Annotated in this window: 23 protein-coding genes; 17 read left to right on the forward strand and 6 right to left on the reverse strand. The window is 38.6% G+C overall.

Annotation, left to right across the window (positions count from 1 at the left end):
• Positions 1–174: 174 nt before the first annotated feature.
• The 9 genes from argF to ACFCYJ_RS16595 all read left to right on the forward strand — a co-directional run bounded on the left by argF (position 175) and on the right by ACFCYJ_RS16595 (position 8,244).
• Positions 175–1,140: an ornithine carbamoyltransferase gene (argF, locus tag ACFCYJ_RS16555; protein ID WP_376075098.1), complete on the forward strand. Its 966-nt coding sequence runs from the start codon at positions 175–177 to the stop codon at positions 1,138–1,140.
• Positions 1,141–1,654: 514 nt separating this feature from the next.
• Positions 1,655–2,554, forward strand: coding sequence for a LysR family transcriptional regulator (locus ACFCYJ_RS16560; RefSeq protein ID WP_376075100.1), 900 nt, complete (start codon positions 1,655–1,657; stop codon positions 2,552–2,554).
• Between the two features lie 186 nt (positions 2,555–2,740).
• Positions 2,741–4,069 (forward strand): LLM class flavin-dependent oxidoreductase, encoded by a 1,329-nt coding sequence (locus ACFCYJ_RS16565; RefSeq protein WP_376075102.1) that lies wholly within the window; start codon positions 2,741–2,743, stop codon positions 4,067–4,069.
• Between the two features lie 46 nt (positions 4,070–4,115).
• On the forward strand, positions 4,116–5,123 hold the full coding sequence (locus tag ACFCYJ_RS16570) for an LLM class flavin-dependent oxidoreductase (protein ID WP_376075103.1): 1,008 nt from the start codon (positions 4,116–4,118) through the stop codon (positions 5,121–5,123).
• Positions 5,124–5,136: 13 nt separating this feature from the next.
• Positions 5,137–5,409 (forward strand): glutaredoxin family protein, encoded by a 273-nt coding sequence (locus tag ACFCYJ_RS16575; RefSeq protein ID WP_376075105.1) that lies wholly within the window; start codon positions 5,137–5,139, stop codon positions 5,407–5,409.
• A 15-nt stretch (positions 5,410–5,424) separates the two neighbouring features.
• The gene (locus ACFCYJ_RS16580) at positions 5,425–6,249 is read left to right on the forward strand and encodes a transporter substrate-binding domain-containing protein (RefSeq protein WP_376075107.1); all 825 of its coding nucleotides are present in this window, start codon (positions 5,425–5,427) and stop codon (positions 6,247–6,249) included.
• Positions 6,250–6,275: 26 nt separating this feature from the next.
• The gene (locus tag ACFCYJ_RS16585) at positions 6,276–6,980 is read left to right on the forward strand and encodes an amino acid ABC transporter permease (protein ID WP_376075108.1); all 705 of its coding nucleotides are present in this window, start codon (positions 6,276–6,278) and stop codon (positions 6,978–6,980) included.
• An 11-nt stretch (positions 6,981–6,991) separates the two neighbouring features.
• Entirely contained in the window at positions 6,992–7,702 is a 711-nt protein-coding gene (locus ACFCYJ_RS16590) for an amino acid ABC transporter permease (RefSeq protein WP_376075109.1), read from the forward strand.
• Between the two features lie 29 nt (positions 7,703–7,731).
• Positions 7,732–8,244: a GNAT family N-acetyltransferase gene (locus tag ACFCYJ_RS16595; RefSeq protein ID WP_376075111.1), complete on the forward strand. Its 513-nt coding sequence runs from the start codon at positions 7,732–7,734 to the stop codon at positions 8,242–8,244.
• Between the two features lie 59 nt (positions 8,245–8,303).
• On the opposite strand, the gene ACFCYJ_RS16600 is transcribed toward ACFCYJ_RS16595, so the two are convergent.
• On the reverse strand, positions 8,304–9,683 hold the full coding sequence (locus ACFCYJ_RS16600; protein ID WP_376075113.1) for an FAD-binding oxidoreductase: 1,380 nt from the start codon (positions 9,681–9,683) through the stop codon (positions 8,304–8,306).
• Positions 9,684–9,761: 78 nt separating this feature from the next.
• Positions 9,762–9,971 carry a small acid-soluble spore protein SspI gene (gene sspI / locus ACFCYJ_RS16605; protein WP_376075115.1) on the reverse strand — a complete coding sequence of 70 codons (210 nt, stop codon included), beginning with the start codon at positions 9,969–9,971 and terminating at the stop codon, positions 9,762–9,764.
• Between the two features lie 236 nt (positions 9,972–10,207).
• Here sspI and ACFCYJ_RS16610 point away from each other — a divergent pair, with 236 nt between their 5' ends.
• Both ACFCYJ_RS16610 and ACFCYJ_RS16615 read left to right on the forward strand, forming a co-directional pair.
• Positions 10,208–10,732, forward strand: a complete 525-nt coding sequence (locus ACFCYJ_RS16610) for a sigma-70 family RNA polymerase sigma factor (RefSeq protein WP_376075117.1) — start codon at positions 10,208–10,210, stop codon at positions 10,730–10,732.
• A 199-nt stretch (positions 10,733–10,931) separates the two neighbouring features.
• Positions 10,932–13,094, forward strand: a complete 2,163-nt coding sequence (locus ACFCYJ_RS16615) for a bifunctional diguanylate cyclase/phosphodiesterase (RefSeq protein WP_376075118.1) — start codon at positions 10,932–10,934, stop codon at positions 13,092–13,094.
• A 320-nt stretch (positions 13,095–13,414) separates the two neighbouring features.
• Here ACFCYJ_RS16615 and ACFCYJ_RS16620 read toward each other — a convergent pair whose 3' ends face one another.
• From ACFCYJ_RS16620 to ACFCYJ_RS16630, 3 genes are all read right to left on the reverse strand, one after another.
• Positions 13,415–13,606: a small, acid-soluble spore protein, H family gene (locus ACFCYJ_RS16620; RefSeq protein WP_376075120.1), complete on the reverse strand. Its 192-nt coding sequence runs from the start codon at positions 13,604–13,606 to the stop codon at positions 13,415–13,417.
• Positions 13,607–13,618: 12 nt separating this feature from the next.
• On the reverse strand, positions 13,619–13,792 hold the full coding sequence (locus ACFCYJ_RS16625) for a hypothetical protein (protein WP_376075122.1): 174 nt from the start codon (positions 13,790–13,792) through the stop codon (positions 13,619–13,621).
• Positions 13,793–14,023: 231 nt separating this feature from the next.
• A complete protein-coding gene (locus ACFCYJ_RS16630) occupies positions 14,024–15,439 on the reverse strand; it encodes a LysM peptidoglycan-binding domain-containing protein (RefSeq protein WP_376075123.1) in 1,416 nt (471 codons plus the stop codon).
• 165 nt (positions 15,440–15,604) lie between these two features.
• Here ACFCYJ_RS16630 and ACFCYJ_RS16635 point away from each other — a divergent pair, with 165 nt between their 5' ends.
• Positions 15,605–16,957, forward strand: a complete 1,353-nt coding sequence (locus ACFCYJ_RS16635; RefSeq protein WP_376075125.1) for an FAD-binding oxidoreductase — start codon at positions 15,605–15,607, stop codon at positions 16,955–16,957.
• Between the two features lie 71 nt (positions 16,958–17,028).
• On the opposite strand, the gene ACFCYJ_RS16640 is transcribed toward ACFCYJ_RS16635, so the two are convergent.
• A complete protein-coding gene (locus ACFCYJ_RS16640) occupies positions 17,029–17,424 on the reverse strand; it encodes a (deoxy)nucleoside triphosphate pyrophosphohydrolase (protein WP_376075127.1) in 396 nt (131 codons plus the stop codon).
• 290 nt (positions 17,425–17,714) lie between these two features.
• On the opposite strand from ACFCYJ_RS16640, the gene ACFCYJ_RS16645 reads away from it, so the two are divergent.
• The 5 genes from ACFCYJ_RS16645 to pheT all read left to right on the forward strand — a co-directional run bounded on the left by ACFCYJ_RS16645 (position 17,715) and on the right by pheT (position 23,299).
• On the forward strand, positions 17,715–18,479 hold the full coding sequence (locus tag ACFCYJ_RS16645) for a TrmH family RNA methyltransferase (RefSeq protein ID WP_376075129.1): 765 nt from the start codon (positions 17,715–17,717) through the stop codon (positions 18,477–18,479).
• A gap of 156 nt (positions 18,480–18,635) precedes the next feature.
• Complete coding sequence (locus ACFCYJ_RS16650; RefSeq protein ID WP_376075131.1) at positions 18,636–18,914, forward strand: hypothetical protein; 279 nt, start codon at positions 18,636–18,638, stop codon at positions 18,912–18,914.
• Between the two features lie 766 nt (positions 18,915–19,680).
• Entirely contained in the window at positions 19,681–19,875 is a 195-nt protein-coding gene (locus tag ACFCYJ_RS16655) for a hypothetical protein (RefSeq protein WP_376075132.1), read from the forward strand.
• Positions 19,832–20,869, forward strand: a complete 1,038-nt coding sequence (gene pheS / locus ACFCYJ_RS16660; RefSeq protein WP_376075134.1) for a phenylalanine--tRNA ligase subunit alpha — start codon at positions 19,832–19,834, stop codon at positions 20,867–20,869. Before ACFCYJ_RS16655 ends, pheS begins: the two co-directional genes overlap by 44 nt.
• Positions 20,870–20,881: 12 nt before the next feature.
• Positions 20,882–23,299: a phenylalanine--tRNA ligase subunit beta gene (gene pheT, locus ACFCYJ_RS16665; protein WP_376075136.1), complete on the forward strand. Its 2,418-nt coding sequence runs from the start codon at positions 20,882–20,884 to the stop codon at positions 23,297–23,299.
• The last annotated feature ends 207 nt before the right edge of the window (positions 23,300–23,506 follow it).

Raw genomic sequence — 23,506 nt, forward strand, 5'->3', positions numbered from 1 at the left:
TCTCTTAACTATGCGATTGTAGTTAGAATATGCATGAATATTCGATTATTCGCATTTTTGACACATCAGAAGATAAAATTCTAACTTTTTAAAATAAACATAAAAATTCAGTTGATTTTATATTTATGCATTGTTATACTAATCCCAACAGCAACGAAACAAGGAGAGAAGGCTATGAAATTACTCGAGGAAGTACAGTTAAAGTTAGTCACTAGCTTAAAAGGTAAGGACTTATTAACCTTGCTAGACTATACAAGTGAAGAGGTTCAACAGTTAGTTGAGTTATCAACACAGCTGAAAATGATTACTAAAGAAGGAAAATGTCCGAAGCTACTAGAAGGTAAGACACTCGGCATGATTTTTGAAAAACATTCAACTCGTACTCGTATTTCATTTGAAGTAGGGATGAACCAATTGGGCGGAAAAGGAATGTTTATGCATGCGCGTGATTTACAGATTGGTCGTGGTGAATCTGTTTATGATACAGCACATGTGTTATCAGGCTATTTAGATGGTATTATGATTCGCGCAAACTCTCATGCAATGGTGAAGGAGCTTGCAGAGCATGCATCTATACCGGTTATAAATGGACTAACGGATATTTATCACCCATGCCAAGCTTTAGCTGATTTAGAAACAATCTTTGAAAATAAAGGTGAACTAAAAGGGCTGAAAATTGCTTATGTTGGAGATGGCAACAACGTGGCGCACTCATTAGTAGTCGCTTCTGCGCATGTAGGAATGAATGTGGCAGTGGCAACACCGGTTGGCTATGAATGTGATGCAGATGTTATCGCAAAAGCACATGCTATCGCAGCAGCAAATGGTAGTACAATTACAATTACAAACGATCCTATAGATGCGGTTATAAACGCGGATGTAGTATACGCCGATGTATGGACGTCGATGGGGCAAGAAGAGGAAACTGCAAAACGTCTAAAAGATTTTGCAGGTTATCAAATTAATGATGAGCTTGTCGCATACGCAAAACCAAATTATATGTTCCTTCACTGTTTACCAGCTCATCGTGAAGAAGAAGTAGCATCATCTGTTATTGATGGCCCAAATTCCTACATCTTTGAGCAAGCAGAAAATAGACTTCATGCACAAAAAGCAGTGCTAGCATCAATTCTAGCTTAACTTCTTTCAGAGGGTGTCCAAACAAACATCCGCTGAAATAGAGGAACTCAGTCTAAGAGCGCCACGTCCTGTGGCAACGACTGAGTAACCAACATCGTGTTGGCCTAAGCACAAAGCCGATTCCGGACGCAATTATGCCGAGGCATAATTGATTGCAATAAATGAACATTTCGAGCAAGAACAGACGCCAAGTATTATACTTCTCAGTTTGAGAAATACTATATAGATAGAGTTCATATTGACAACAGGGGGTGTCAATGTGAATAGCATAACAGTGGTTGCAGACAGAGGGATGTAGGCCGCGCGTGATGTATGTTATCAAGATGGATGACCGCATCGCTACATAAAAAAGTAACCTGGGAGACGCTAGGTTACTTTTTTTCTTGTTGAACTGCTATTTACTTTTTTTCAGATACATTTTTAAAATATAATCCCTAGTTTTCCGATATTATATAGAGAATTAAAACGATTATCTATATAATAGGATAAATAAGTAATTTAAGGAGGGCTTTAGATGAACATTGACCATATCGAGGCGTTTTTATATGTCGTGCATTATAAAAGTATTCATAAGGCCGCAAATGCATTGTTTTTGTCCCAACCGACTGTGACGGCCCGTATTAAATCATTGGAGCGAGAGTTGAATGTAGAGTTATTTCATCGCGATGGACGAAGTGTAATATTATCGGATAAAGGCAAGGACTTTGTACCGTTTGCGACACAGATTGTGCAAACCTTTCAACAAGGAAAGAAACAATTAGAGGAAACGCAGGAGTCTGATGAAGTGTGCATTGGTACAAATGGCGTTACAGCGCAATATTTTTTAGCTTATGCATTGCCGAAATGGAAGAAAGACTTCCCGCATTTGCGTTTCCAGATCATCACGGGTTCAACTACAGTGATTTTAGAGAAACTGCAAAGTCATCAAATCCATCTTGCTCTTATTCAATACATGCATAGAGAAGGGATTGCGAATGAGTTATTGCTAAGCAATGCCGTTAAACTTGTGATGCATCGCGAGCATCCTTTTAAACAACAGCACCTAATGAAAGCAAAGGAACTGGCACAACAGAAAATGGTATTTTTTGAATGTGGGGCTTTTGATTGGAATTATGTGCATAAAATGTTTGAGGTAGAGGGCGTATCAGCAAATATTGAAGTGCGAACGGATCATTTAGAGGTAGCGAAAGAATTTATTCGTACGAGAGAGTATATGAGCTTCTTACCGTATCTTTGTGTAAAAAAAGAACTTGAAAGTGGTGAGTTTGTTGAGATTGATGTCAAACATTTACTTGATATGAATCAACACATTTTTTTAACGTATAAAAATAAACAGACGCTCGCACCAGCCTTTTGGAAAACAATAGTAGAAACAGCTGTGCAATTTGAAAGTATTCAAGAAAATCTGAATTGATAAAATTTTTTATAAGTCAGTAAATTTTTTTCTATTAAGTAGCCTATTGCAAACTGTATAAATGAACTGTATTATCTTCCTCAATCCTATTTTATTTATGAGTACCCATAAATGAAATATTTTTTTAAACATAAAACATACTTAACCACTGTGTTTAGTAAAAATAAAATTTGAGGAGGAACAAATATGGTGAGACAGGACAAAATTCGATTCGGGGCTATTATTCATGGTGTAGGTGGTAATATTTCAAGTTGGCGTCATCCTGAGGTGGCTAGCAATCAAAGTGTAAGCTTGCCGTTTTATATTCAGCAGGCACAAAAGGCAGAGCAGGGGAAATTTGATGTTGCTTTTATTGCAGATGGTTTGTTCATCAATGAAAAATCGATTCCTCATTTTTTAAATCGTTTCGAGCCAATAACAATTCTATCGGCGCTAGCAGTAACAACTAAAAACATCGGGCTAGTAGGCACTGTATCAACCTCCTATAGCGAACCATTTACAGTGGCACGCCAATTTGCCTCATTGGATCATATTAGCGGGGGCCGTGCAGGGTGGAATGTTGTTACGACACCATTAGAAAGCACTGCCTTGAACTACAATAAAACAATTGAGCAGCATCCTAGTCACGCAGAGCGTTATCAAATTGCTGAGGAATATTTAGAAGTAGCAAGAGGGTTGTGGGATTCATGGGAAGATGATGCTTTCATTGCAGATGTAGAAAATGATGTATTTTTCAATCCTGATAAGTTGCATACATTAAATCATAAGGGCAACTATTTTTCAGTTCAAGGTCCGCTAAATATTGCACGCTCTAAGCAGGGGCAGCCCGTTATTTTCCAAGCGGGTTCTTCAGATGCGGGTATTCGATTAGCGGCAAAAGATGCAGATGCAATTTTTACGCACGGTGCGTCGTTAGAAGCGTCACAGAAATTTTATAAAAGAGTAAAGACTGAGGTTGCAGCATTTGGACGCAATCCAGATGAAGTGAAAATTTTCCCAGGAATCTCTCCGATTATCGGCGATACGCTTGAGGAAGCGGAAGCAAAGTATCAGGAAATCGTTGAGCTCGTTTCAATAGAACGTGCACTTGCTTATCTTGGTCGATATTTCGATCATCATGATTTTACACAATATGATGTAGATGCTCCGTTCCCAGAGCTTGGTGATATAGGAGCAAATAGCTTTAGAAGTACGACCGATTATATTAAACAATATGCTAAACAAGAGGGTCTAACATTGCGACAAGTTGCGTTACGAGAAGCAACCCCAAAAACAGCATTCTTTGGTACAGCAGAGCATGTGGCTGACCTCGTGCAGGAATGGTTTGAGCAAGAGGCGGCTGATGGCTTTATTATAGGCGTTACTGTACCTGGAGCACTGGATGATTTTGTAGATAAGGTTGTGCCGATTTTACAAGCAAGAGGGCTATACCGTGAAGAATATGAAGCAGACACATTACGTGGTAACTTAGGTTTACCATTTAAAGAAAGCCGTTATATCAAACAGTCTGTCTAAAAACCTAGTAAATGTATAAGAATAAATGTAATTGAGGAGGCAAGGTATGAGCTATTCATTAGGCATATTAGATCAAAGCCCTATTATTGAGGATGCATCAAATGAGCGGACCTTACAAAAAACAGTGGCTCTAGCACAAAAAGCAGAGCAATTGGGCTACTCACGTTTTTGGGTGTCAGAGCACCATAATACAGATACATTAGCGGGGTCATCTCCAGAAGTATTAGTATCTTATCTCCTTGCTAAAACAAAATCTATCAATATTGGCTCAGGTGGAGTGATGCTACAGCACTACAGCCCATACAAAGTAGCGGAAAATTTTCACGTTCTCGCATCGTTGGAGCCAGGGCGAGTTGATTTAGGCATAGGGAAGGCACCAGGTGGTTTACCTCTCTCCACGAAGGCGTTGCAATACGGCACGCTCAATCAAGGCGAAGATTTTGAGGAAAGATTAACATTTTTACAGCAATTAATTGAGCAAACCGTACCAGCAGAGCACGAGTTATATGGAGTACAGGCAACGCCGATTCCAAAGGTAAAGCCAGCGTTATTTTTACTTGGGGCAAGTCCACAAAGTGCCGCTCTTGCAGGCACACTAGGCATTGCGTTCGTCTTTGCGCGATTTATTAATAGTGATAATGATGTATTAGCACAAGCAGCTACAGCCTATCGCAAGCATTATCCAAAGGGTCATTTCGCCGTTTCCATCGCAGCCCTTGCAGCCCCTACGAAAGAGGAGGCGAAAGAGCTTATTGGTGATCAAAAAATTACAAAGGTGCATTTAGCAAGTGGCAAAAGCCTAACATTACAATCGGTGGAGCTAGCAGAGAAATTTGGTCAGGAATCTGGAGAGGCATTTACAGTGAAGCAATATGATGCGGATATTTTATATGGGACTCCAGAAGACATTAAAACGATATTAGATGATTATCATGAGCGCTATCAAATTGATGAGTTTATTTTGCATACGCCAGTGTTAAAGGAATCTGAACGAGAACGATCATTTGAGTTATTAAGTCCAGTCTATTTACAACAAAAAGAAGCGGTTAGCTAAGGAGGAAATAAACATGGCAAAAAATATAGATGTAATTGTTTGGTCAAAGCAAGGCTGTAGTTATTGTGATGAAGTGAAAACATACTTGCAACAACAAGGTATTTCTTACAAAACAGTGGATGTAACACATAATGACGCTTTCCGTGACATCTTAGAAGCAAAATATGGTGTCCGTTATGTTCCGGTTGTCGAAATTGGAGCAAATGGTGTCTTTAAAGCAGTAACAGAGATTGGACTGGAGCATTTAAAAACAGCACTTGCTGTTGTTCTACCGTCGCACGCATAAGAAGAGAGGGATTTTATGAAAAAATTATCGTTTTATTTACTATTATTGCTAGCTTTACTTTTAACAGCTTGTACAAGTACGGAAAAGTCCGAAGGGGATACTAGTGAAAATAATGCAGCACAAGGTGGAAAAGGCGTTCAAAAAATTATTGTTGGTACAGGAACCCAATTTCCAAATATCTGCTTCATTGATGACAAGGGGAATTTAACCGGTTATGATGTGGAGCTTGTTCGCGCCATTGATGAGAAGCTACCAGAATATGAGTTTGAATTTAAAACGATGGAATTCTCAAATCTATTACTAAGTTTAGAGACAAGGAAAATTGACTTTATTGCCCATCAAATGGAAGTCAATAGTGAACGAGAGGAAAAATTCCTCTTTAATAAAGAGCCTTATAATGTATTCCCATTAAAAGTAACAGTCAATGCAAAAAACAATTCTATTCAATCCATTGATGATTTGAAGGGGAAAAACGTTAGTGTTTCACCAACTAGTAACTCTGCTGTCTATATAGAGAAATACAATAAGGAACATAATTTAGGTGCTAATATTGTCTATTCGTCCGGCTCGGTCGATATTCACAATCAACTTGCAACAGGTCGAATCGATGCAATCATTACAACACCGTTTGCAGTAAAGTACTATAACGAAAGCAATAAGGCACAAGAGAAGGTAGTAGGAGATGCTTTATTAAATTCAAAAGTTTACTTCTTATTAAATAAAGACGAGGCTGTCTTACAGGAGCGACTTGATGATGCTATTCGAGAATTAAGGGCAGAAGGCGTCATTAGTAAGCTAAGTAAGAAATGGCTTGGTGACGATTATACGGTAGACTTCTAAACGAAATAGGAGAGGGAGAAGGAAGTATGGCTAATGACTTTGACTTCACGCTAATCGCAAAAGTACTTCCAATATTGCTTCAGTATTTGCCAGTTACACTCGAAATTTTAGTGTTCGCCATTCTTTTTGGTATGCTGCTTGGTATAGTAATCGCTATACCAAAGCTGCTACACATACCAGTTTTGAAGCAAATCATAACGATTTATATTTCGTTTATTCGAGGTACGCCGATATTAGTACAATTGTTTTTAGTGTTTTATGGTATACCAGCATTATTAAAGCTTGTGCATATTGATGTAACAAGAATGGATGCTATGTATTTTGTAATTATTACTTATACGTTGAGCAATGCTGCATCGTTTGCTGAGATTTTTAGAGCGGCTATTTTAACAGTTGATCGCGGACAAATGGAGGCAGCTTATGCAGTTGGATTAAGTGGAATACAGGCTTTTCAACGTATTGTTCTCCCTCAGGCGATTCGTGTTGCCTTTCCTAATATGGCAAATACGATGATTAGTTCATTAAAGGATACTTCTTTAGCATTTTCAATTGGTGTCATGGATATGGTGGGACGTGGAGAAACACTTATTGCTTCCACGACAAGGGCATTAGAGATCTATTTGGCGCTGTCCATCGTTTATTTTGTCATTGTTATGCTGTTAGAAAAGATCTTAAAACGCAATGAACGGTATCTCAATCGATATATGCCAAAGGAAGCTGCATCTAACTAGGGGGAGAAGCTATGACGATAGATATTGCTTTTATTTTTGAAGCATTAAAAGAAATTAGTAAAGTATTACCATTAACTTTGTTCATGGCAGTTACACCTGTCTTATTAGGCATTTTTATCGGCATAATCGTTGCTTTTGTTCGGATACAACAAACAAAAATTCTCGCACCATTGTTGAATTTTTACGTATCTTTTTTTAGAGGCACACCAATCATTATGCACATTATGCTTGTTTATTTTGGCATACCAATTGTTGTTGATGTCATTGCAAAAGCTTTCAAGTTAGAGTTTCAATCAAGTTCTATCCCTATTTTATTTTTTGTTATTTTGGCTTTGACGCTAAGTGCAGGAGCTTATGCCTCCGAAATAATTCGGTCCGGTATTTTAAGTGTACCTAAGGGACAGCTAGAGGCAGCTTATGCAGTCGGTTTAACATTTTCACAGGCGATGCGACGTTATATTTTACCGCAAGCATTTAGTAAATCCATTCCTAACTTCACAAATGTCTTTATCGGTTTCTTACATGCCACGTCACTAGCTTTTTTCCTTTCAGTTAAAGAGTTAACAGGAGTCGCGAATATCATTGCTTCGATTAATTTAAAGTTTTTGGAGGCATTTATCGCTGTCGGGCTAATTTATTGGGGTGTTTCAGCTATCGTCGAATGGTTGGCACATCGTATTGAAAAAAGAGTAACTGCCTATAGTAAGGGTGCATTTAAATAGAGTCGATTAAATAGAAAGGGGATTGAACGATGACAGTAGCTGAAATAGTGATTGAACATTTGCAAGAGGAAGACTATGCACGGTATTTAGAGGTTCTAGTAGAAAGTTATGCACAATATGAAAAAGAATATGATAACCCAGAGGACTGGGGCTCATACTTAAGTGATATTCGGGCATCTGTTGGCAATCCTAATGCAGAGACAATTTTAGTGGCAAAGCGTGGTGATGAGATTTTAGGGGGACTGCAAATATTTACAGATTCTGAAAAAGCATATGGTTTACCAGAGCTTAACATACAGTCTACCATTGTGCGCTTACTTGGCGTGCATCCTAACGGAAGAGGGCTAGGTGTTGCTAAAAAATTATTGCACGAAAGCTTCGCCTTTGCACGCAATCGTCAGGATCAAGCATTATATTTGCACTCAGGTGATATTATGCAGGCCGCTATTAATCTTTATTTATCGCTGGGCTTTGTAAGAGACGAATCTAAAGAGTTTAATAAGGGAGATAAGCTTGTAAAAAGTTTCCGCTATGATTTATAAAAAAGAACCCGTTGATAATGGACATCAACGGGTTTTCTATGTTTGAACGTAAAAATGGTTTACATGTTGAAAATTTTCCCTGGATTCATAATATTATGTGGATCAAGTGCTACCTTTATGCTCTTCATCACTAATAGAGATGTACCGTGCTCTGTAGATTGATATTTCATTTTTCCAATACCAACACCATGTTCACCAGTACAAGTACCACCACGCAGCAAAGCATATTGGACAATATGTTCATTGAAGCGGTCTGCTTTTGCCTGCTCCTCGGCATCGTTTGGATCTAACATTAACAAGGCATGGAAGTTACCGTCTCCAACATGACCTACTATTCCACCTGCAAGACCAACATCATCAAGCTGTTCACGAGCATATAAAACGGATTCAGCAAGCATAGATATTGGTACACAAACATCAGTCGACATAAGCTTTTTCCCTGGATAAGCATGGATATATGCATAGGCCAATGAATGGCGCGCCTCCCAGAGCTTATTACGTGCCGCATTGTCTTGTTCAAATTCAACAGAAAGACAGCCAAAGTCCTCAAAAATTTCTTTAGCAAATTCTATATCGGCATGCATACCTGCTTCATTTCCGTGAAATTCTAAAAATAGTGTTGGTTTTTCATCATAGAATGTTTCATTATAAATATTTGCTTGTTTGATAGAGGCTTCATCGACCAGTTCAACACGGCCAATTGAAATGCCCGCTTGCAGCAATGCGGTTACTGTACTGACAGCATCGCCAACTGTCGCAAAAACTGCACGTCCCGCCGCTACAAATTCGGGGATACCATAGACTTGTAAAGTTAATTCTGTAAAGCAACCTAGCGTACCCTCAGAGCCAATGAAAAGGCCATTCAAGTGATAACCAGAAGAAGACTTTACAGCTAAGCTACCGGTATGAATGACTGAACCGTCTGCGAGTACAACCTCTAAATCTCGTACTTGATCGCGCATAACACCATATCGCACTGCTGTTGTACCGCTGGCATTCGTTGCGGCCATTCCACCAAGTGTAGCATCAGCACCAGGGTCAACTGTGAATTGAAGTCCATGTTTTTTTAATTCTTTATTCAATTGAGCACGTGTTACACCCGGTTGTACTTTTACTAGCAGGTCATCTGGTCGAATTTCTAAAATAGCATTCATGTCAGAGAAATCGATAGAAATGCCATTTGCAATGGGAATTGCATTTCCTTCCAAGCTTGAGCCAACACCAAAAGGTACGACTGGTATACGTTCCGCATGCGCAATTCTCAAGATGGCACTGACATCGGCCGTGGAACGAGGAAAGACAACGATATCTGGTAAGCTCATTGTATGATGAGATTCGTCCCTTCCATGTAGCTGTCGCACCGTTTCGTTTGTTGACACCTGTTCTTCAGTTAAAACCTTTTTTAGTTGATTTACTATTAATTCTACAGCAACAGTCATTCCAATCCCTCCTAATTTTCTGATAAGTTAAACTTTATCATGCATTTATTGGAAATGGAATGAACCGTCTATAAAAAATTAGTGAGCAAAGACTTTTTCAAGTTTTTGAACAAATTCATCCTGCTCAGTAGGACTAGATTGCTGCCACCATTTTTCGAAAAACACACCAAGCCCTGGAAGTAAATGCTCTTCACCACGGCTAATTGCATCTTCGACAATGTCCTTAAATTCAGCCGCTGATTGACCATGTACGTTTGTCGTAATCGCATCTCTTATTTGAAAATTCATCTATTTCGCCTCCTTAGTAGTAATTTGTCCAACCTTTTAAGAAATATGTATAGTGTGACAGCTAAAAGATATGATTTTTGAAATATCATACTGTTGTTATGTATAAATATTAAAAAGGACTTATAAAGACTTTCTAATCATACTGACAAAAGAGCTGTTCGACATCCTCCTAGTATAGTAACTAAGATAAAGGCACCTAGGAATAATGGACTGTGCACAGTCGACAGGACAATAGAATGACAACACAGCAAAATAAAAAAGAGTTATCACCTGAACTACCATTTGATGAAGTATTAGAATTAGCCCAGCCGATGATCACGTCGATTTTGGTAAAGTGCCAAATTTATAAGGATTTTGAGTATTATCGTCATATAGCAACCATAGCCGTGTGGGATGCTTGGCGTAAAGCGGATCAAACAAAAGGATTGTTTTCTGCTTATATTTATACAACTGTGAAAGGAGAAATTTTAAAAGAGCTTTCAAAGGAAAAGAGTTTTGAAAATATGAATACACCTATGGATCATGAAACGATAAATTATATTCGAGATCATGCAATAAGTGACAGAAATCCAGTTCTTATAGAATGTATTATGTCTCATTTAAAATTTGAAGACAGAAAAATATTACTACTTTTCTATGAAGAAGGTTACAGTTACTTTGAAATTGCTAAAGAACTAGGTTTATCTGTAGAGGCTGTTAAAAAAAGACGCACAAGAATAATGATTAAGCTTCGCGAGTTGTTATATTCTAAAGAAGAATAGTGCTATAAAGCATCAAAGGTATGCTAATATCAAAGAAAAATGAATATTGGCATACTTTTCATAATTGCATACAACTTCCAATAAAAATGCTATGATTCGTAATAAGTCAAAAAAAAGTACAATTTTTATTTTTTATATTTCCTTTATATAGGTGATATTACCCGTATAATTTGATGAATATTGGTATGGAGGGTTTCTGTTGGAAAAAGGGTTGAATCGATTAGAGATAGAAAAGAAAGAGATTTGGTATATAGTATTGCCATTATTCCTAGTCATGCCACTATTAGGTTTAAGCAATCAGGTATTTGTTTTTTTTAAGGAAGAAAGTTATATTTGTTTGAACTTGATTATACAAGTACTAATCATTGTTTTTACAATGGCAATCGCTATTCAATCTTGGCTCGTTTTTTCACACTTATTATCAAATCAAACATTATACATAGGTAATTTATTTTTTATTATCGCCTTGTTGGAAATGGTGAGCTTGGTTATTGCTCAATATCCAATGGCTGAAACACTATATTTGGAAATATGGTTGGATTTAATCATGCGTTTATGCTTATCAATCGGTTTTCTCTTTATTATTTTAAAGCCTAAAAAACGCTTAACGATGAATGATCGTAATTATACATATAGCAGTTCCTTTTTATTTGTACTACTGAGCCTTTTTCTAGTGTATTTCTCTTCAAAATATTTTTTACTCGAAGAACAAATGTTGCTTAAAGCAAACTCTATTGTTCATTTATTATCTGCTGTCTTACAAGGTGTAACGATAGTGATTTTAAGTAAGTATAAACAAAAGTTGCCTAAACGAGTTATGTGGCTTATTAGCGCAGCAGTTTATTTAATTATTAGTGATATTTTCTTTGCATTCATCAAAGATTTGAAATCAATTTGGGGCTTTTCAGCATTAATTTATCAATTTTTTGCATTCTTCTTTTTCCTAAAAGCCATTTACTATACAACTGTTGAAAAACCATATCAACAGCTTTTAAAAATAAAGCAAGATCTTGAGTATTCGCAGCAGGAGCTTCATTTTCGAGCTTTTCACGATGATATTACAAAGCTTCCAAATGAGCATTTATTATTGAAAACCTTAAAAGAGGATTTACATGACAATAGTCGTCAAAAAGCAATCGTTGCGATTGAGATTGATCGCCTTGCCGCTATCCGCTCATCTATAGGCATTAATTATTCTAATACAATGATGAAGCTCGTAGCTGAGAGAATTCAAGCCATATTACCTCCTCATTATTTTGCTACAAAACTTCATGAGGGGCAGTTTATTATTTATATTAATCATGTGAAGACGAGAGAAGAGTTAGTGCAATTTTGCTTGAACTTGAAGAGCGCTATGCAAAGACCATTACAAGTACAATTATTCACACTCAACGGGAATCTTAATATTGGAATTGCCCTCCATGAGGAAAATTGCTCAGGTGAAGAGCTTTTAATGCATGCGCAGTTAGCGATGAAGGAAGCGAGCCAAATACCTCAAAGAGTTCTTTTTTATAAGCCGTATATGTCAAATGGCCTTACTGATCGTATTTTGCTTGAACAAGAGCTCCATAAAGCATTAGCTAATGAAGAATTTTACTTAGATTTTCAGCCTCAAGTAAATTTAAAAACGGGTAAAATTGAATCTGTAGAAGCGCTAGTACGTTGGCGTCATCCAACCCGTGGATTTGTTTCACCTGAGTTGTTTATCCCAATTGCAGAAGAATCTGGCCTTATAATTCCATTAGGGAAATGGATTTTAGAGACAGCATGCTTTCAAGCGAATGCCTGGAAAGAGCAAGGATTGCCACCAATAAAGGTTGCCGTAAATTTGTCGCTTGGGCAATTATTTCAGCAAGATTTAGTGCAAATGGTGCAAGAGATTTTACAAAGAACAAATTTAGAACCAAACTATTTACAATTAGAAATTACGGAAAGTATGACGATGAATATCGATCAAATGACACAGTTACTTCATGAATTAAAGGCAATTGGAATTCAAATTGCTGTTGATGACTTCGGGACAGGGTATTCATCGCTTTCATATTTAAAAGATTTTCCAATCGATTGCTTAAAAATTGACCGGGCGTTCGTTCGAAATATTCAGCATAACCCAAATGATGAGGCGCTCGTTTCCATGATTTTATCAATGGCGAAGCATTTGAGATTAAAGGTTGTTGCTGAAGGAATTGAAGAAGTGGAGCAGCTTGCTTTCCTTATTAACGGTGATTGTGATTATATTCAAGGCTATTTATTTAGTAAACCGATTTCTGCTGAACAGATTTCCAATACCTTCACAGAGTTACACAATCGAGCGAGTGATATTTTAACAAAGTTTAAATATGAAGAGGATTACGTCATTTAAAGTTGGGATTTTCATAGGTGAGAAGTTGAGCGATGGATAGAAAGGCAAAAGCGACGGAAAGAAGAGTCAAAGTGGCGGATAGAGCAGCTAATGTCGTGGATAGAACCGTCAAAGTGACGGATAGAAGTTAGAATGATGAAGTGTTTGATTGGAGTGGAGGCTGGTCGACTCCTTGGGGATCATCGAACGCCCTCAGGAAAGCTCTAGCCGAAACGTTTCCAGAAGATACTTAATATTCCAGGAATAATAGTTTTTCAACAACATAAAAACTGCTTACTTCACCACAGGAAGTAAGCAGTTTTTTTATTTGAGGATAAAGTTTAATGTACGAGGTACTCTTCTTTTAATTCTCCTAAATCCACTTCGGATCGTTCCTCTAAAGAACGACGTAAATGGACAGTTGCAGTTTTACCATCATCATGAAGCTTGTCAATCCAGATAGATACGCCATTATAGCTTACTTCATATTCTTTTGGTGAGGCGACAATTTCTTGTGCACGTGTGTAATCCACTTGAAGGCCTCCTTATTTTTTCGTCTTGCCTTCTTTAGTGACTGAATTAATCATGTTCATAAACTCTTGAGAAAATTCTTCACTAGCTTTTTCACTAGCTTTTTCTGGCGCTATTTTTTGGTTTTTTGGCGTTTGAGGCAAAGACCCTTTGTTGGCGCTTTTACCTTGCTTATTGTCTCTTCCCATGTTTAGTTTCTCCTTTCGCTTTGATATTTCTTAATATGGCTCTGAATTGATTTTTTATCATGGGAAAAACTAGGGAAAGTAAGAATATATTGTAGAAATGTATAGGACTTTTTGGGTTAATAAATAAGCCTTAAATGCACATACTTAGCCATAATATCGCCTTCGTAATCAACAACTTTTTGACTAAAGTGGTTTATCGGACAACCACTGCTACCGAAAATCACCCTACGTTTATAATGAAACCTTTTTGATGGAAAACTCATTATTTAATAGTGCCCAATTTTGTGGGAAAGGAAAACCTAATGCCCAATAGCTAATACCACGAAGATTATATTCCTTCGTCATATTAAACTTAGCTTGTGCACTTCTAGCATCTTCAAACCATACCTCATGATTTTTACCTTGTTCATCAACATAACGGAAATACGGTGACTGTGCGGTCCTATCATATTGAATGGTTGCGCCATGTTTTATTGCTCTGTTAATGGCTTCTTGAGAGCTGAATGTTTCCGCCTCTTGGCCCTTAACGTGCGGTAGAAGCCAATCGCGAGCATAAATTTCAAAGCCTAAAAATATTTTGTTAGCAGGCATAACTGATAAAGCATATTCCACAACTTTTCTCATCTCGTTAATGGGTGAAATGGCTTGTGGTGGACCAAGTCGGTATCCCCACTCATATGTCATCAAAATGACAAAGTCTGCAATTCTTCCGTGTGCTTCATAATCATGTGCCTCATATAAAGTTCCTGCCTGCGTTGCGCTCGTTTTTGGAGCAAGTGCCGTTGATACTAGGAATCCTTTTGGGTGAAGACGATCAACAGCTAATTGGAGGAAAGTGTTGTAATTCTCACGATCTGCCGGTAGAACGTTCTCAAAATCAACGTTTAGCACTTTATAGCCCTTCTCCTGCATTACTTGCAAAGTATTGTTGATAACCTTTTCCCGTAAATCTGCACTAGATAAAATAACATGTGATAAGTTGGAACCAGTTTCTGTGGAAGAGAAATTCGTAAGGGTCAGCATAGGTGTAATGTTTTTGGCAATAGCTGCATCGATCATTTCTTTATCCTTTATAGGTTGTAATGTTCCATCCTCCTTCACCATATAAGCAAAGGGACTAAAATAAGTTAGTAGATGGCCGATTGCGTTAATCGACTGTACGGCTTCTTTAGGCTCTTCATACGTATAAGCATTTACTTCAATGGAAGGCTTTGCTCTCGGAATAATCAAATGCGCACCAGCATAAATCATGTTTGGATCTGAAACTCCATTTTCTAAAACAATTGCTTGAACAGTCGTTCCATATTGTGTAGCAATTTGCGATAGAGTTTCTCCTGGCAGCACAATATGTGTAGTGGGTGGAATAATTAGTCTAGTTCCAGGTGTTAAAACATCTGGATTCGTTAAATGATTTTCTGTGATAATCGATTGCATAGTCACCCCGTAATGTTGGGAGATCGACCATAAGGTGTCACCCCTTTTTACAATATGGGTTGTGTAGGTAGAAGGGATAACAAGTGCTTGCCCGATTACTAATTGATCTGGATTAGATAAAGCGTTTAATTGAATAATAGAATTGATAGGTACAGAATAGCTGTTTGCAATTTGCCAAAGCGTTTCACCTGCGCTTACCACATGAATAATCATTAGGACACCTCCTTAGTGGTTTCAATATAGCATCATATGTATGAATAAAGAGAATGAGCATTTATCTTTAATTTTTACGTGATAAAAATTTCAATCTTCATATTCTTTCCAAGTGATATGCATAGGATAAAACATATGCAATGCATCATTTGAGAGAGGAGCTGTATGTTGAAGAAAGTAAAGCTCACAGGAAGAATTGTTACCCCTAAAGATCCGGACTATGAGCAAGCAAGAACAAATAATAACTTAAATGATCCCAAATTTCCGAGTATCATTGTATTTTGTCAAAATACGAAAGACGTTATCCATGCATTAAGATGGGCGAGAGAAAATAATGAACCATTTCGAATCAGAAGTGAGAGACATAATTATGAAAATTATTCATTATTAAATGAAGGTCTTGTTATAGATGTTAGTGAAATGAATGACATAACAATTAACCAGAAAGATATGACAGCGAGAATTGAAGCGGGTGCTAATTTAGGAAAAGTGTATCGGGTATTATGGGAAAATGGGTTTACAATCCCAGCAGGAACTGAAGGTAGTGTAGGGGTTGTTGGTTTGACGCTTGGTGGAGGAATTGGCATGCTATCGCGTCCATTTGGGCTAACATGTGACAATCTACTAGAACTGGAAATAGTTGTTGCAAGTGGTCATGAAGGGGCTGAAGTAATCCAAGCTGATAAGCAGAGAAATAGTGATTTATTTTGGGCAAGTTGTGGCGGGGGCGGTGGGAATTTTGGCATCGTTACAGCTCTTACATTTAAACTGCATCCTATTTCTAACGTATCGATTTTCTCCATTACATGGGAATGGGAAGATTTTGAACGAGCGTTTGACGCATGGCAAAAATGGGCACCGTATACAGATGAACGCTTGACCTCACAGATTGAGCTTAAATCTAAGGAAGTTGGTGAAATTGTAGCTCAAGGTGAGTTTATAGGTACAGCATCTGAACTAAAGAAACTACTCCGTCCTATAAGAAAAACAGGTTCACCAACGAATATATGGATAAAGGAAGTACCGTATATTAAAGCTGTAGAATTTTTTGACTTACCGAGCGGCAATAAACCAGCTTTTCGTAAAAGGTCAGGATCCTTTATTGAAAGGCCATTCCCTCATGCTGCAATTGTTCAAATGAAAGAATTTTTATCTAACGCCCCAAATAGAGATACGTCCATTTGGCAGCAATCTCTTAGAGGGGAGGTAAGTCAAATTGCGTCAAGCCGAACAGCTTATTATTATAGAAATGCTTTAATTGCTCAGGAGTATATTACTTCATGGAAAAAGCCTAAAGAGGAAGAAAAAAATATTCAGTGGGTGGAGAATTTAAGACGAGCTTTATCACCTTTCACTACTGGTGATTATGTGAATTTCCCAGATCGTTTTATAAAAGATTGGCCAACTGCCTATTATGGTCGTAATCTTAGAATGCTTAGAGAAGTAAAGGGAAAATACGATCCGTTTAATGTATTTCATTTTCCTCAAAGTATTCCGCCAAATAAAAAATGGCTTTAGATGAGGGACAATAGAAAAAAGAAAGAGCAGACTGCAGAAGGTAATCTAACATTGCTGCTCTTTTCTCTCTACTATTCTTCTGCAAGTATTTTATTGATTGCGGGAATATCGGCAGGAGCAAAATTAAGATTGAGAAGTTCATTTCGAGGAACCCATCTAATTTCAGCATGTTCTAGCATGACCGGCTCTCCCTTTGTTATTGACGCTTTAAATGTTTCTAAGCGTACAATAAATTTTTCATATTCATAAATGGTATCCTCAACCTTTTCCTCAACTTGTATAGAGCAATCAAATTCCTCTAATATTTCACGAGATAAAGCTTGTTCAGGCGATTCGCCCTCTTCGATTTTACCACCAGGGAATTCCCAATAATTTGCTAGTACCATATTAGGATTTCTTAAGGCACAAAAAAATTCGTGCTTATCATTTTCAATAATTGCACCTACTACATGTACATTTTTTTTCATTCATTTTCACCCTTAAGTTTATTTATGAATCTTAGCCATCCCAAAAATGGGAATTGTTTGAACTATTGAAAATTATAACATGTAGTTCTGAATTGCCCCATTTTCTAGTGGATAATAATTTGTCTCATATCGTGGGGGTGATTTCCGTTCCGACTGAGCGGATCAAATGAGCCAAATATTGGTCAACAGTAAAATAACAATTAAACTGTTTTTTTGCATGACTATGTAATTTATCGTTTTCTACTGTATAATAATGAACAATATATAGGAAAAAGGCGGTACGAGGTACGATGAAAAGAATTGAATCTACGCAAAATGCGTTAGTGAAATATTGGAAGAAGCTTGCGACAACACGTAAAGAGCGTGAAAGATCTGGAGAATTCATAGTAGAGGGATTCCATTTGGTAGAGGAAGCATTAAAAAATAACGAGCAGGTGCTACAGCTAATTGTACGTGAAGGTGTAGATTTACCAATGCTTTGGCCGATTGATAATGTAGCCGTGGTTGAAGTAACAGCGGCTGTTGCCAAGGAGTTTGCTGAAACGGAGACATCTCAAGGTGTATTTGCAGTTTGTAAGCAACCTTTGTTAGAAGAAGATGTAACGGCTTCGTGGCGCACGGTGCTACTAATTGATGCCGTCCAAGATCCAGGGAATATTGGGACGATGATTCGTACTGCGGATGCAGCTGGTTTGGATGCAGTCATACTCGGTAAGGGCTGTGCGGATTTATATAATCCTAAAACGCTTCGCTCTGCACAAGGCTCACATTTCCATATTCCTGTCCTTCGTGGTGATTTAGAGGAATGGATTGAGCAGCTACAGGACAATGGTGTACCAGTATTTGGAACTGCTTTAGATGAGGATGCAGTAGTTTATAGTGATATTGAGCATACTGGTGCATTCGCTATCATGATGGGGAATGAAGGTAGTGGCATTCATCCACAACTACTTTCAATGACAGATCAAAATATTATTATTCCAATTTTGGGACAAGCAGAGTCTTTAAACGTAGCAGTAGCAACAGGAATCGTTTTATATGGATTTGTTAAGTAGTTAATAAAAGAAATCATAATTGTAATTTAAAGAATATAGTGAAATTGTTAAAATTGCCAATTATCACCATGATGAGTGGTTGATTTCCGTTCCGACTGGGCGTTTTGTTGCTGACGCTTCGCTTTCGCACAGAGCAGAGCTTCCTGGGGGCGTCCGATGAGCCGCTTGGGCCAACAGATGTTTTTTGCGCGAAAGCGTAGTGCTAACGTAGCGGCAGCAGCACCGATGTTGGTCACGAAGGCGTTATCACAGGACGTGATGGTTTTAGCCTTCGTTCCCCTATGTGCTCGCTCCAGGGTCTCGGGCCAACACGACGTTGGTCACGAAGGCGTTATCACAGGATGTGATGCTCTTAGCCTTCGTTCCTCTATCGCTGATCCCCAAGGAGTCGTCCAGTCTCCACTCCAATCAACTAAGACATGGCATATGTTTTAACTTCTTTCAGCAAGTGTTTTGGTAGCGAAAGTGAAGCGTCAGCTACAAATCTCTTTTGTACCGAAAGCGTAGCGACAGGTACAGAAGTCTCCCACCTCTATAGGTGGTGAGTTGAATGCGGTTTTATGTCACTTTTCAGTGGGTGTCCAAACATCCGCTGAAATAAGTTAAAGCCTCCGGCGGATGTCATGGAATTATGCCGAGGCATAATTGATCAAATGTCATCCACAATTTTTGATGATGAGCCTAAAATTGCAGATAGAACTATCAATATCGATGGCAATAGGCACATGGCTCTTGATTTGAATTGGTATAGTATTGTATAATCACATGTAAAATGTATATATGAATACTAAAATGCTTTGACCGGGAAGTAGTAAAGATTGTGAATGGACGACAGGGAGCGCAGGCGGAGATTGAGAGCCAGTGCCGTACCAATGCAGTTTTGAATTCACCCCGCGAGCAGCTACCGGGACCAGCGAAATGTTGTAAAGGTATGCCGGCTTTAATCTAGTCGTTATGTCAATGAAGTGATTGCTAGGAGTTTGCCTTGCAATAACTAGGGTGGTACCGCGAAAATGTCCTCGTCCCTTTTTTAGGGGCGAGTTTTTTTATGCCATCATTTGGCATTTATCTTCATTCAGCAGAAGACTCCCACCATTAATGGTGGTGAGATAAATGCGGATGTGGTTCCTTTTCAGTGGGTGTCCAAATACTTACTGAATGAAGATAAAGCCTCCGGCGGATGTCACGGATTTTCAAAGGAATGAATTGTGCCGGCACAATTCAAAATCCGGACGCATTGTTTATCTGCGCGAAAGCGAAGCGTCAGCGGCAAATGTTTTCTGTAGCGAAAGCAAAGCGACAGCTACAATTACGCCAAGGCGAAATTGATTTAATTAAGGAGGGTTTATTACATGGAAGAGCAATTAAAGCAATTAGAGCAAGAAGCACTTGCTAAAATTGAAGCGGCAGCAAATTTAAAGGAATTAAATGATGTGCGAGTAGCGTATCTAGGGAAAAAAGGACCGATCACTGATTTATTAAAAGGTATGGGGAAATTATCAGCAGAGGAACGCCCGAAAATGGGTGCTTTAGTTAATACTGTTCGTGAAAATGTAACTGCTGTGTTAGAGGGAAAAGTAACTGTACTAGAGGAAGCGGCCATTGCTGAAAAATTAGCAAGTGAGTCGATTGATGTCACTTTACCTGGACGTGAAATTAAAATTGGGAATCGTCATCCATTAACACGTGTTATTGAAGAAATTGAAGATTTATTTATCGGTATGGGTTATGAAATTGCAGAAGGTCCAGAAGTGGAAAAGGATTATTATAACTTCGAAGCACTGAACTTACCGAAGGGACACCCTGCTCGTGATATGCAGGATTCGTTCTATATTTCCGAGGAAATATTACTACGTACACAGACATCACCTGTTCAAGCTCGCACTATGGAGGCAAAAAAAGGTGAATCAATTCGCATTATTTGCCCAGGGAAGGTATTCCGTCGAGACAATGATGATGCTACACACTCTCATCAATTCATGCAAATTGAAGGGTTAGTGATTGGTGAAAATATTCGCATGAGTGACCTTAAAGGTACGCTTGATACATTAGCGAAAAAAATGTTCGGTGCAGACCGTGAAATTCGACTTCGCCCAAGCTTCTTCCCATTCACAGAGCCTTCTGTTGAAATGGATATTTCGTGCTTCAAATGTGGTGGTTCAGGCTGTAACATTTGTAAAGGCACAGGCTGGATTGAAATTTTAGGAGCAGGTATGGTGCATCCAAGAGTACTAGAAATGTCTGGCTATGATCCGAAGAAAGTGTCAGGCTTTGCATTCGGTATTGGTGCTGAACGTATCGCAATGTTGAAATATGGTGTCGACGATATTCGTCATTTCTATACAAGTGACACACGTTTCTTATCACAATTCGAGCGAACAGAGGCGTAAGGGGGATAAAAGATGTTAGTATCATTAGAATGGTTAAAAGATTATGTAAATACACAGGATTTAGCGACTGAACAGTTAGCTGAAAAAATTACACGCTCTGGAATTGAAGTAGATGCAGTAATTGACCGTGCTAACGGAATGGATAAAATTGTTGTCGGCTATGTCGTATCAAAAGAGAAACATCCTGAAGCGGACAAATTAAATATTTGCCAAGTGGATGTTGGTGAAGCTGAGCCACAACAAATTATTTGTGGTGCTCCAAACGTTGATGCTGGTCAAAAGGTTATTGTCGCTCGTCCGGGCGCACATTTACCAGGCGGCATTAAAATAAAAAAAGCAAAACTTCGTGGACATGAATCAAACGGTATGATTTGTTCATTACAAGAGGTAGGCATCGAAGGGAAACTTGTGCCTAAAGCATATTCTGAAGGTATTTATGTGCTTCCGGAGGGTGCTGAGGTCGGTTCAGATGCCCTTGCTATTTTAGGTCTACGTGACACAGTATTAGAGCTTGGTCTAACACCAAACCGCTCAGATGCACTGTCAATGCTAGGCGTGGCGTATGAAGTTGGCGCAATTCTTTCCGAAGAAGTGAAATATCCAGAAATCGCCTACAGCACATCTTCTGAAAAAGCTGAAGACATGTTAAAACTTCGAGTAGAAGATTTACAAGCGAACCCAATGTATGTAGCAAAAGTTGTGAAAAATGTAAAAATCGCAGAATCACCGATGTGGCTACAAAATCGCTTAATGGCAGCAGGCGTACGCCCACACAATAACGTTGTCGATGTAACGAACTACATTTTAATGGAATACGGTCAACCACTTCATGCCTTTGACTACGATAGCTTAGCAACAGGTGAAATCGTAGTACGTAAAGCAACAGAGGGCGAAAAAATCACGACTTTAGATGAGCAAGAGCGTACATTGAAAGCAACAGATTTAGTCATTACAAATGGCAAGGAGTCAGTAGCGATCGCAGGTGTAATGGGCGGTGCAAACTCTGAAGTAAATGATTCTACAACAACAGTTGTAATCGAATCTGCTTACTTCGACGGCTTATCTGTACGTCAAACATCTCGTCATCTTGGACTGCGTTCAGATGCTTCTGCTCGCTTTGAAAAGGGTGTAGACCCTAACCGTGTGCTACCTGCTGCAGAACGTGCTGCAGCACTACTAGCTGAACTTGCTGGCGGTGAAGTATTAGAGGGAACATGCATCGTGGATGAACTAGATAAATCACCAGCACGTGTTGTCGTTTCTCCTGATTTCATCAATGAACGTTTAGGTATGAAAATTTCGTTAGAAGAGATGCTGTCTATTTTAGAGCGTCTTAAGTTTGGTGTAGAAGCAGCAAATGGTTTACTAATCGTTGATGCACCAACACGTCGTCAAGATATTAAAATTGAAGAAGATATTGTAGAGGAAATTGCTCGTCTATATGGCTATGATGAAATTCCGATGACTTTACCAGAGGGAGCAAACCAAGCAGGTCGTCTAACGCCATATCAAGCAAATCGTCGTGTAGTTCGTAGTTACATGGAAGGGGCAGGGCTTTACCAAGCTGTCACTTACTCATTAACTTCAGATGCATTGTCACAACGCTTTGCATTGAAAGCTGAGCCAGTAACACGTTTACTAATGCCGATGAGCGAGGACCGTTCAACACTACGTCAAAGTCTTATCCCACATTTAATTGAAGCGGCTGCTTATAATGTTGCACGTAAAGCTGACAATGTAGCATTGTATGAAATCGGTTCAGTATTCCTTGGTCAATCAGAAGAGGGGCTACCATATGAGGAAGAGCATGTGGCGGCAGTAGTAACAGGAAAATGGCTTGACCATGCTTGGCAGGGTGAGAAAAAAGCAGTAGATTTCTTCGTCTTAAAAGGCATTGTAGAAGGTGTTATCGGTAAGCTTGGTTTAGAGGACCGTATTTCATTTGTGAAAGCTGAAGTAGATGGATTACACCCAGGACGTACTGCAAGCATTCTTTTTGACGGTGAACAAGTCGGCATTATCGGTGGATTACATCCAGCAGAACAAAAAGCATGGGGTGTAAAAGACACATATGTAATGGAAATGAATCTCGTAACATTATTAAATGCTAATGCAAAAGAAGCACCTCTTGCCTATACACCAGTGCCTCGTTTCCCAGCAATGTCTCGTGATATTGCGCTTATCATGAACCGTGCAACAACAGCTGGAGAAGTCATTACTGCTATTCGTTCGGCAGGCGTGAAATTATTGAAAGACGTTCGTGTATTCGACGTTTATGAAGGGGAAAAAATGGAGGCTGGTAAAAAGTCAGTGGCATTCTCCCTAACATACTTCGATCCAGAACGTACTTTAACAGATGAAGAGGTTGTTGCAGCACATAACAAAGTGTTAAAAGCTATTGCAACAATTGAAGGTACAGAAGTACGCTAAATTAATAATTTTTTTTTGAGCTGTCTCGTAATGAGGCAGCTTTTTGTTTTGTTAACATCATACAACTGCTACAAGTAGTTTTTGCAGAAAGTGTGAGAGAAGTAAGGCACGGGAGAGAAGATACTCTAAGCTAATTCTCAATTTAAGTTTTTCATCAATATTTAGAAATAACAAAAAATAAATTTTTCATCTATATTATGTGTATAG

Source organism: Lysinibacillus sp. NPDC056232 (genome assembly GCF_042267565.1).
In the GTDB taxonomy this organism is placed as follows: Bacteria; Bacillota; Bacilli; order Bacillales_A; family Planococcaceae; genus Lysinibacillus.

Coding starts and splice junctions, on each gene's coding strand:
- ACFCYJ_RS16580 (WP_376075107.1), top strand. CDS start 5,425: ATGAAAAAATTATCGTTTTATTTACTATTATTGCTAGCTTTACTTTTA.
- ACFCYJ_RS16630 (WP_376075123.1), bottom strand. CDS start 15,439: ATGATTATTCATGTGGTAAGCGCAGGTGAAACGCTTTGGCAAATTGCA.
- argF (WP_376075098.1), top strand. CDS start 175: ATGAAATTACTCGAGGAAGTACAGTTAAAGTTAGTCACTAGCTTAAAA.
- ACFCYJ_RS16565 (WP_376075102.1), top strand. CDS start 2,741: ATGGTGAGACAGGACAAAATTCGATTCGGGGCTATTATTCATGGTGTA.
- ACFCYJ_RS16650 (WP_376075131.1), top strand. CDS start 18,636: ATGAGCCGCTTGGGCCAACAGATGTTTTTTGCGCGAAAGCGTAGTGCT.
- pheT (WP_376075136.1), top strand. CDS start 20,882: ATGTTAGTATCATTAGAATGGTTAAAAGATTATGTAAATACACAGGAT.
- ACFCYJ_RS16640 (WP_376075127.1), bottom strand. CDS start 17,424: ATGAAAAAAAATGTACATGTAGTAGGTGCAATTATTGAAAATGATAAG.
- ACFCYJ_RS16625 (WP_376075122.1), bottom strand. CDS start 13,792: ATGGGAAGAGACAATAAGCAAGGTAAAAGCGCCAACAAAGGGTCTTTG.
- ACFCYJ_RS16585 (WP_376075108.1), top strand. CDS start 6,276: ATGGCTAATGACTTTGACTTCACGCTAATCGCAAAAGTACTTCCAATA.
- ACFCYJ_RS16575 (WP_376075105.1), top strand. CDS start 5,137: ATGGCAAAAAATATAGATGTAATTGTTTGGTCAAAGCAAGGCTGTAGT.
- ACFCYJ_RS16600 (WP_376075113.1), bottom strand. CDS start 9,683: ATGACTGTTGCTGTAGAATTAATAGTAAATCAACTAAAAAAGGTTTTA.
- ACFCYJ_RS16635 (WP_376075125.1), top strand. CDS start 15,605: ATGTTGAAGAAAGTAAAGCTCACAGGAAGAATTGTTACCCCTAAAGAT.
- ACFCYJ_RS16655 (WP_376075132.1), top strand. CDS start 19,681: ATGAATTGTGCCGGCACAATTCAAAATCCGGACGCATTGTTTATCTGC.
- ACFCYJ_RS16645 (WP_376075129.1), top strand. CDS start 17,715: ATGAAAAGAATTGAATCTACGCAAAATGCGTTAGTGAAATATTGGAAG.
- ACFCYJ_RS16610 (WP_376075117.1), top strand. CDS start 10,208: ATGACAACACAGCAAAATAAAAAAGAGTTATCACCTGAACTACCATTT.
- ACFCYJ_RS16590 (WP_376075109.1), top strand. CDS start 6,992: ATGACGATAGATATTGCTTTTATTTTTGAAGCATTAAAAGAAATTAGT.
- ACFCYJ_RS16595 (WP_376075111.1), top strand. CDS start 7,732: ATGACAGTAGCTGAAATAGTGATTGAACATTTGCAAGAGGAAGACTAT.
- pheS (WP_376075134.1), top strand. CDS start 19,832: ATGGAAGAGCAATTAAAGCAATTAGAGCAAGAAGCACTTGCTAAAATT.
- ACFCYJ_RS16560 (WP_376075100.1), top strand. CDS start 1,655: ATGAACATTGACCATATCGAGGCGTTTTTATATGTCGTGCATTATAAA.
- sspI (WP_376075115.1), bottom strand. CDS start 9,971: ATGAATTTTCAAATAAGAGATGCGATTACGACAAACGTACATGGTCAA.
- ACFCYJ_RS16570 (WP_376075103.1), top strand. CDS start 4,116: ATGAGCTATTCATTAGGCATATTAGATCAAAGCCCTATTATTGAGGAT.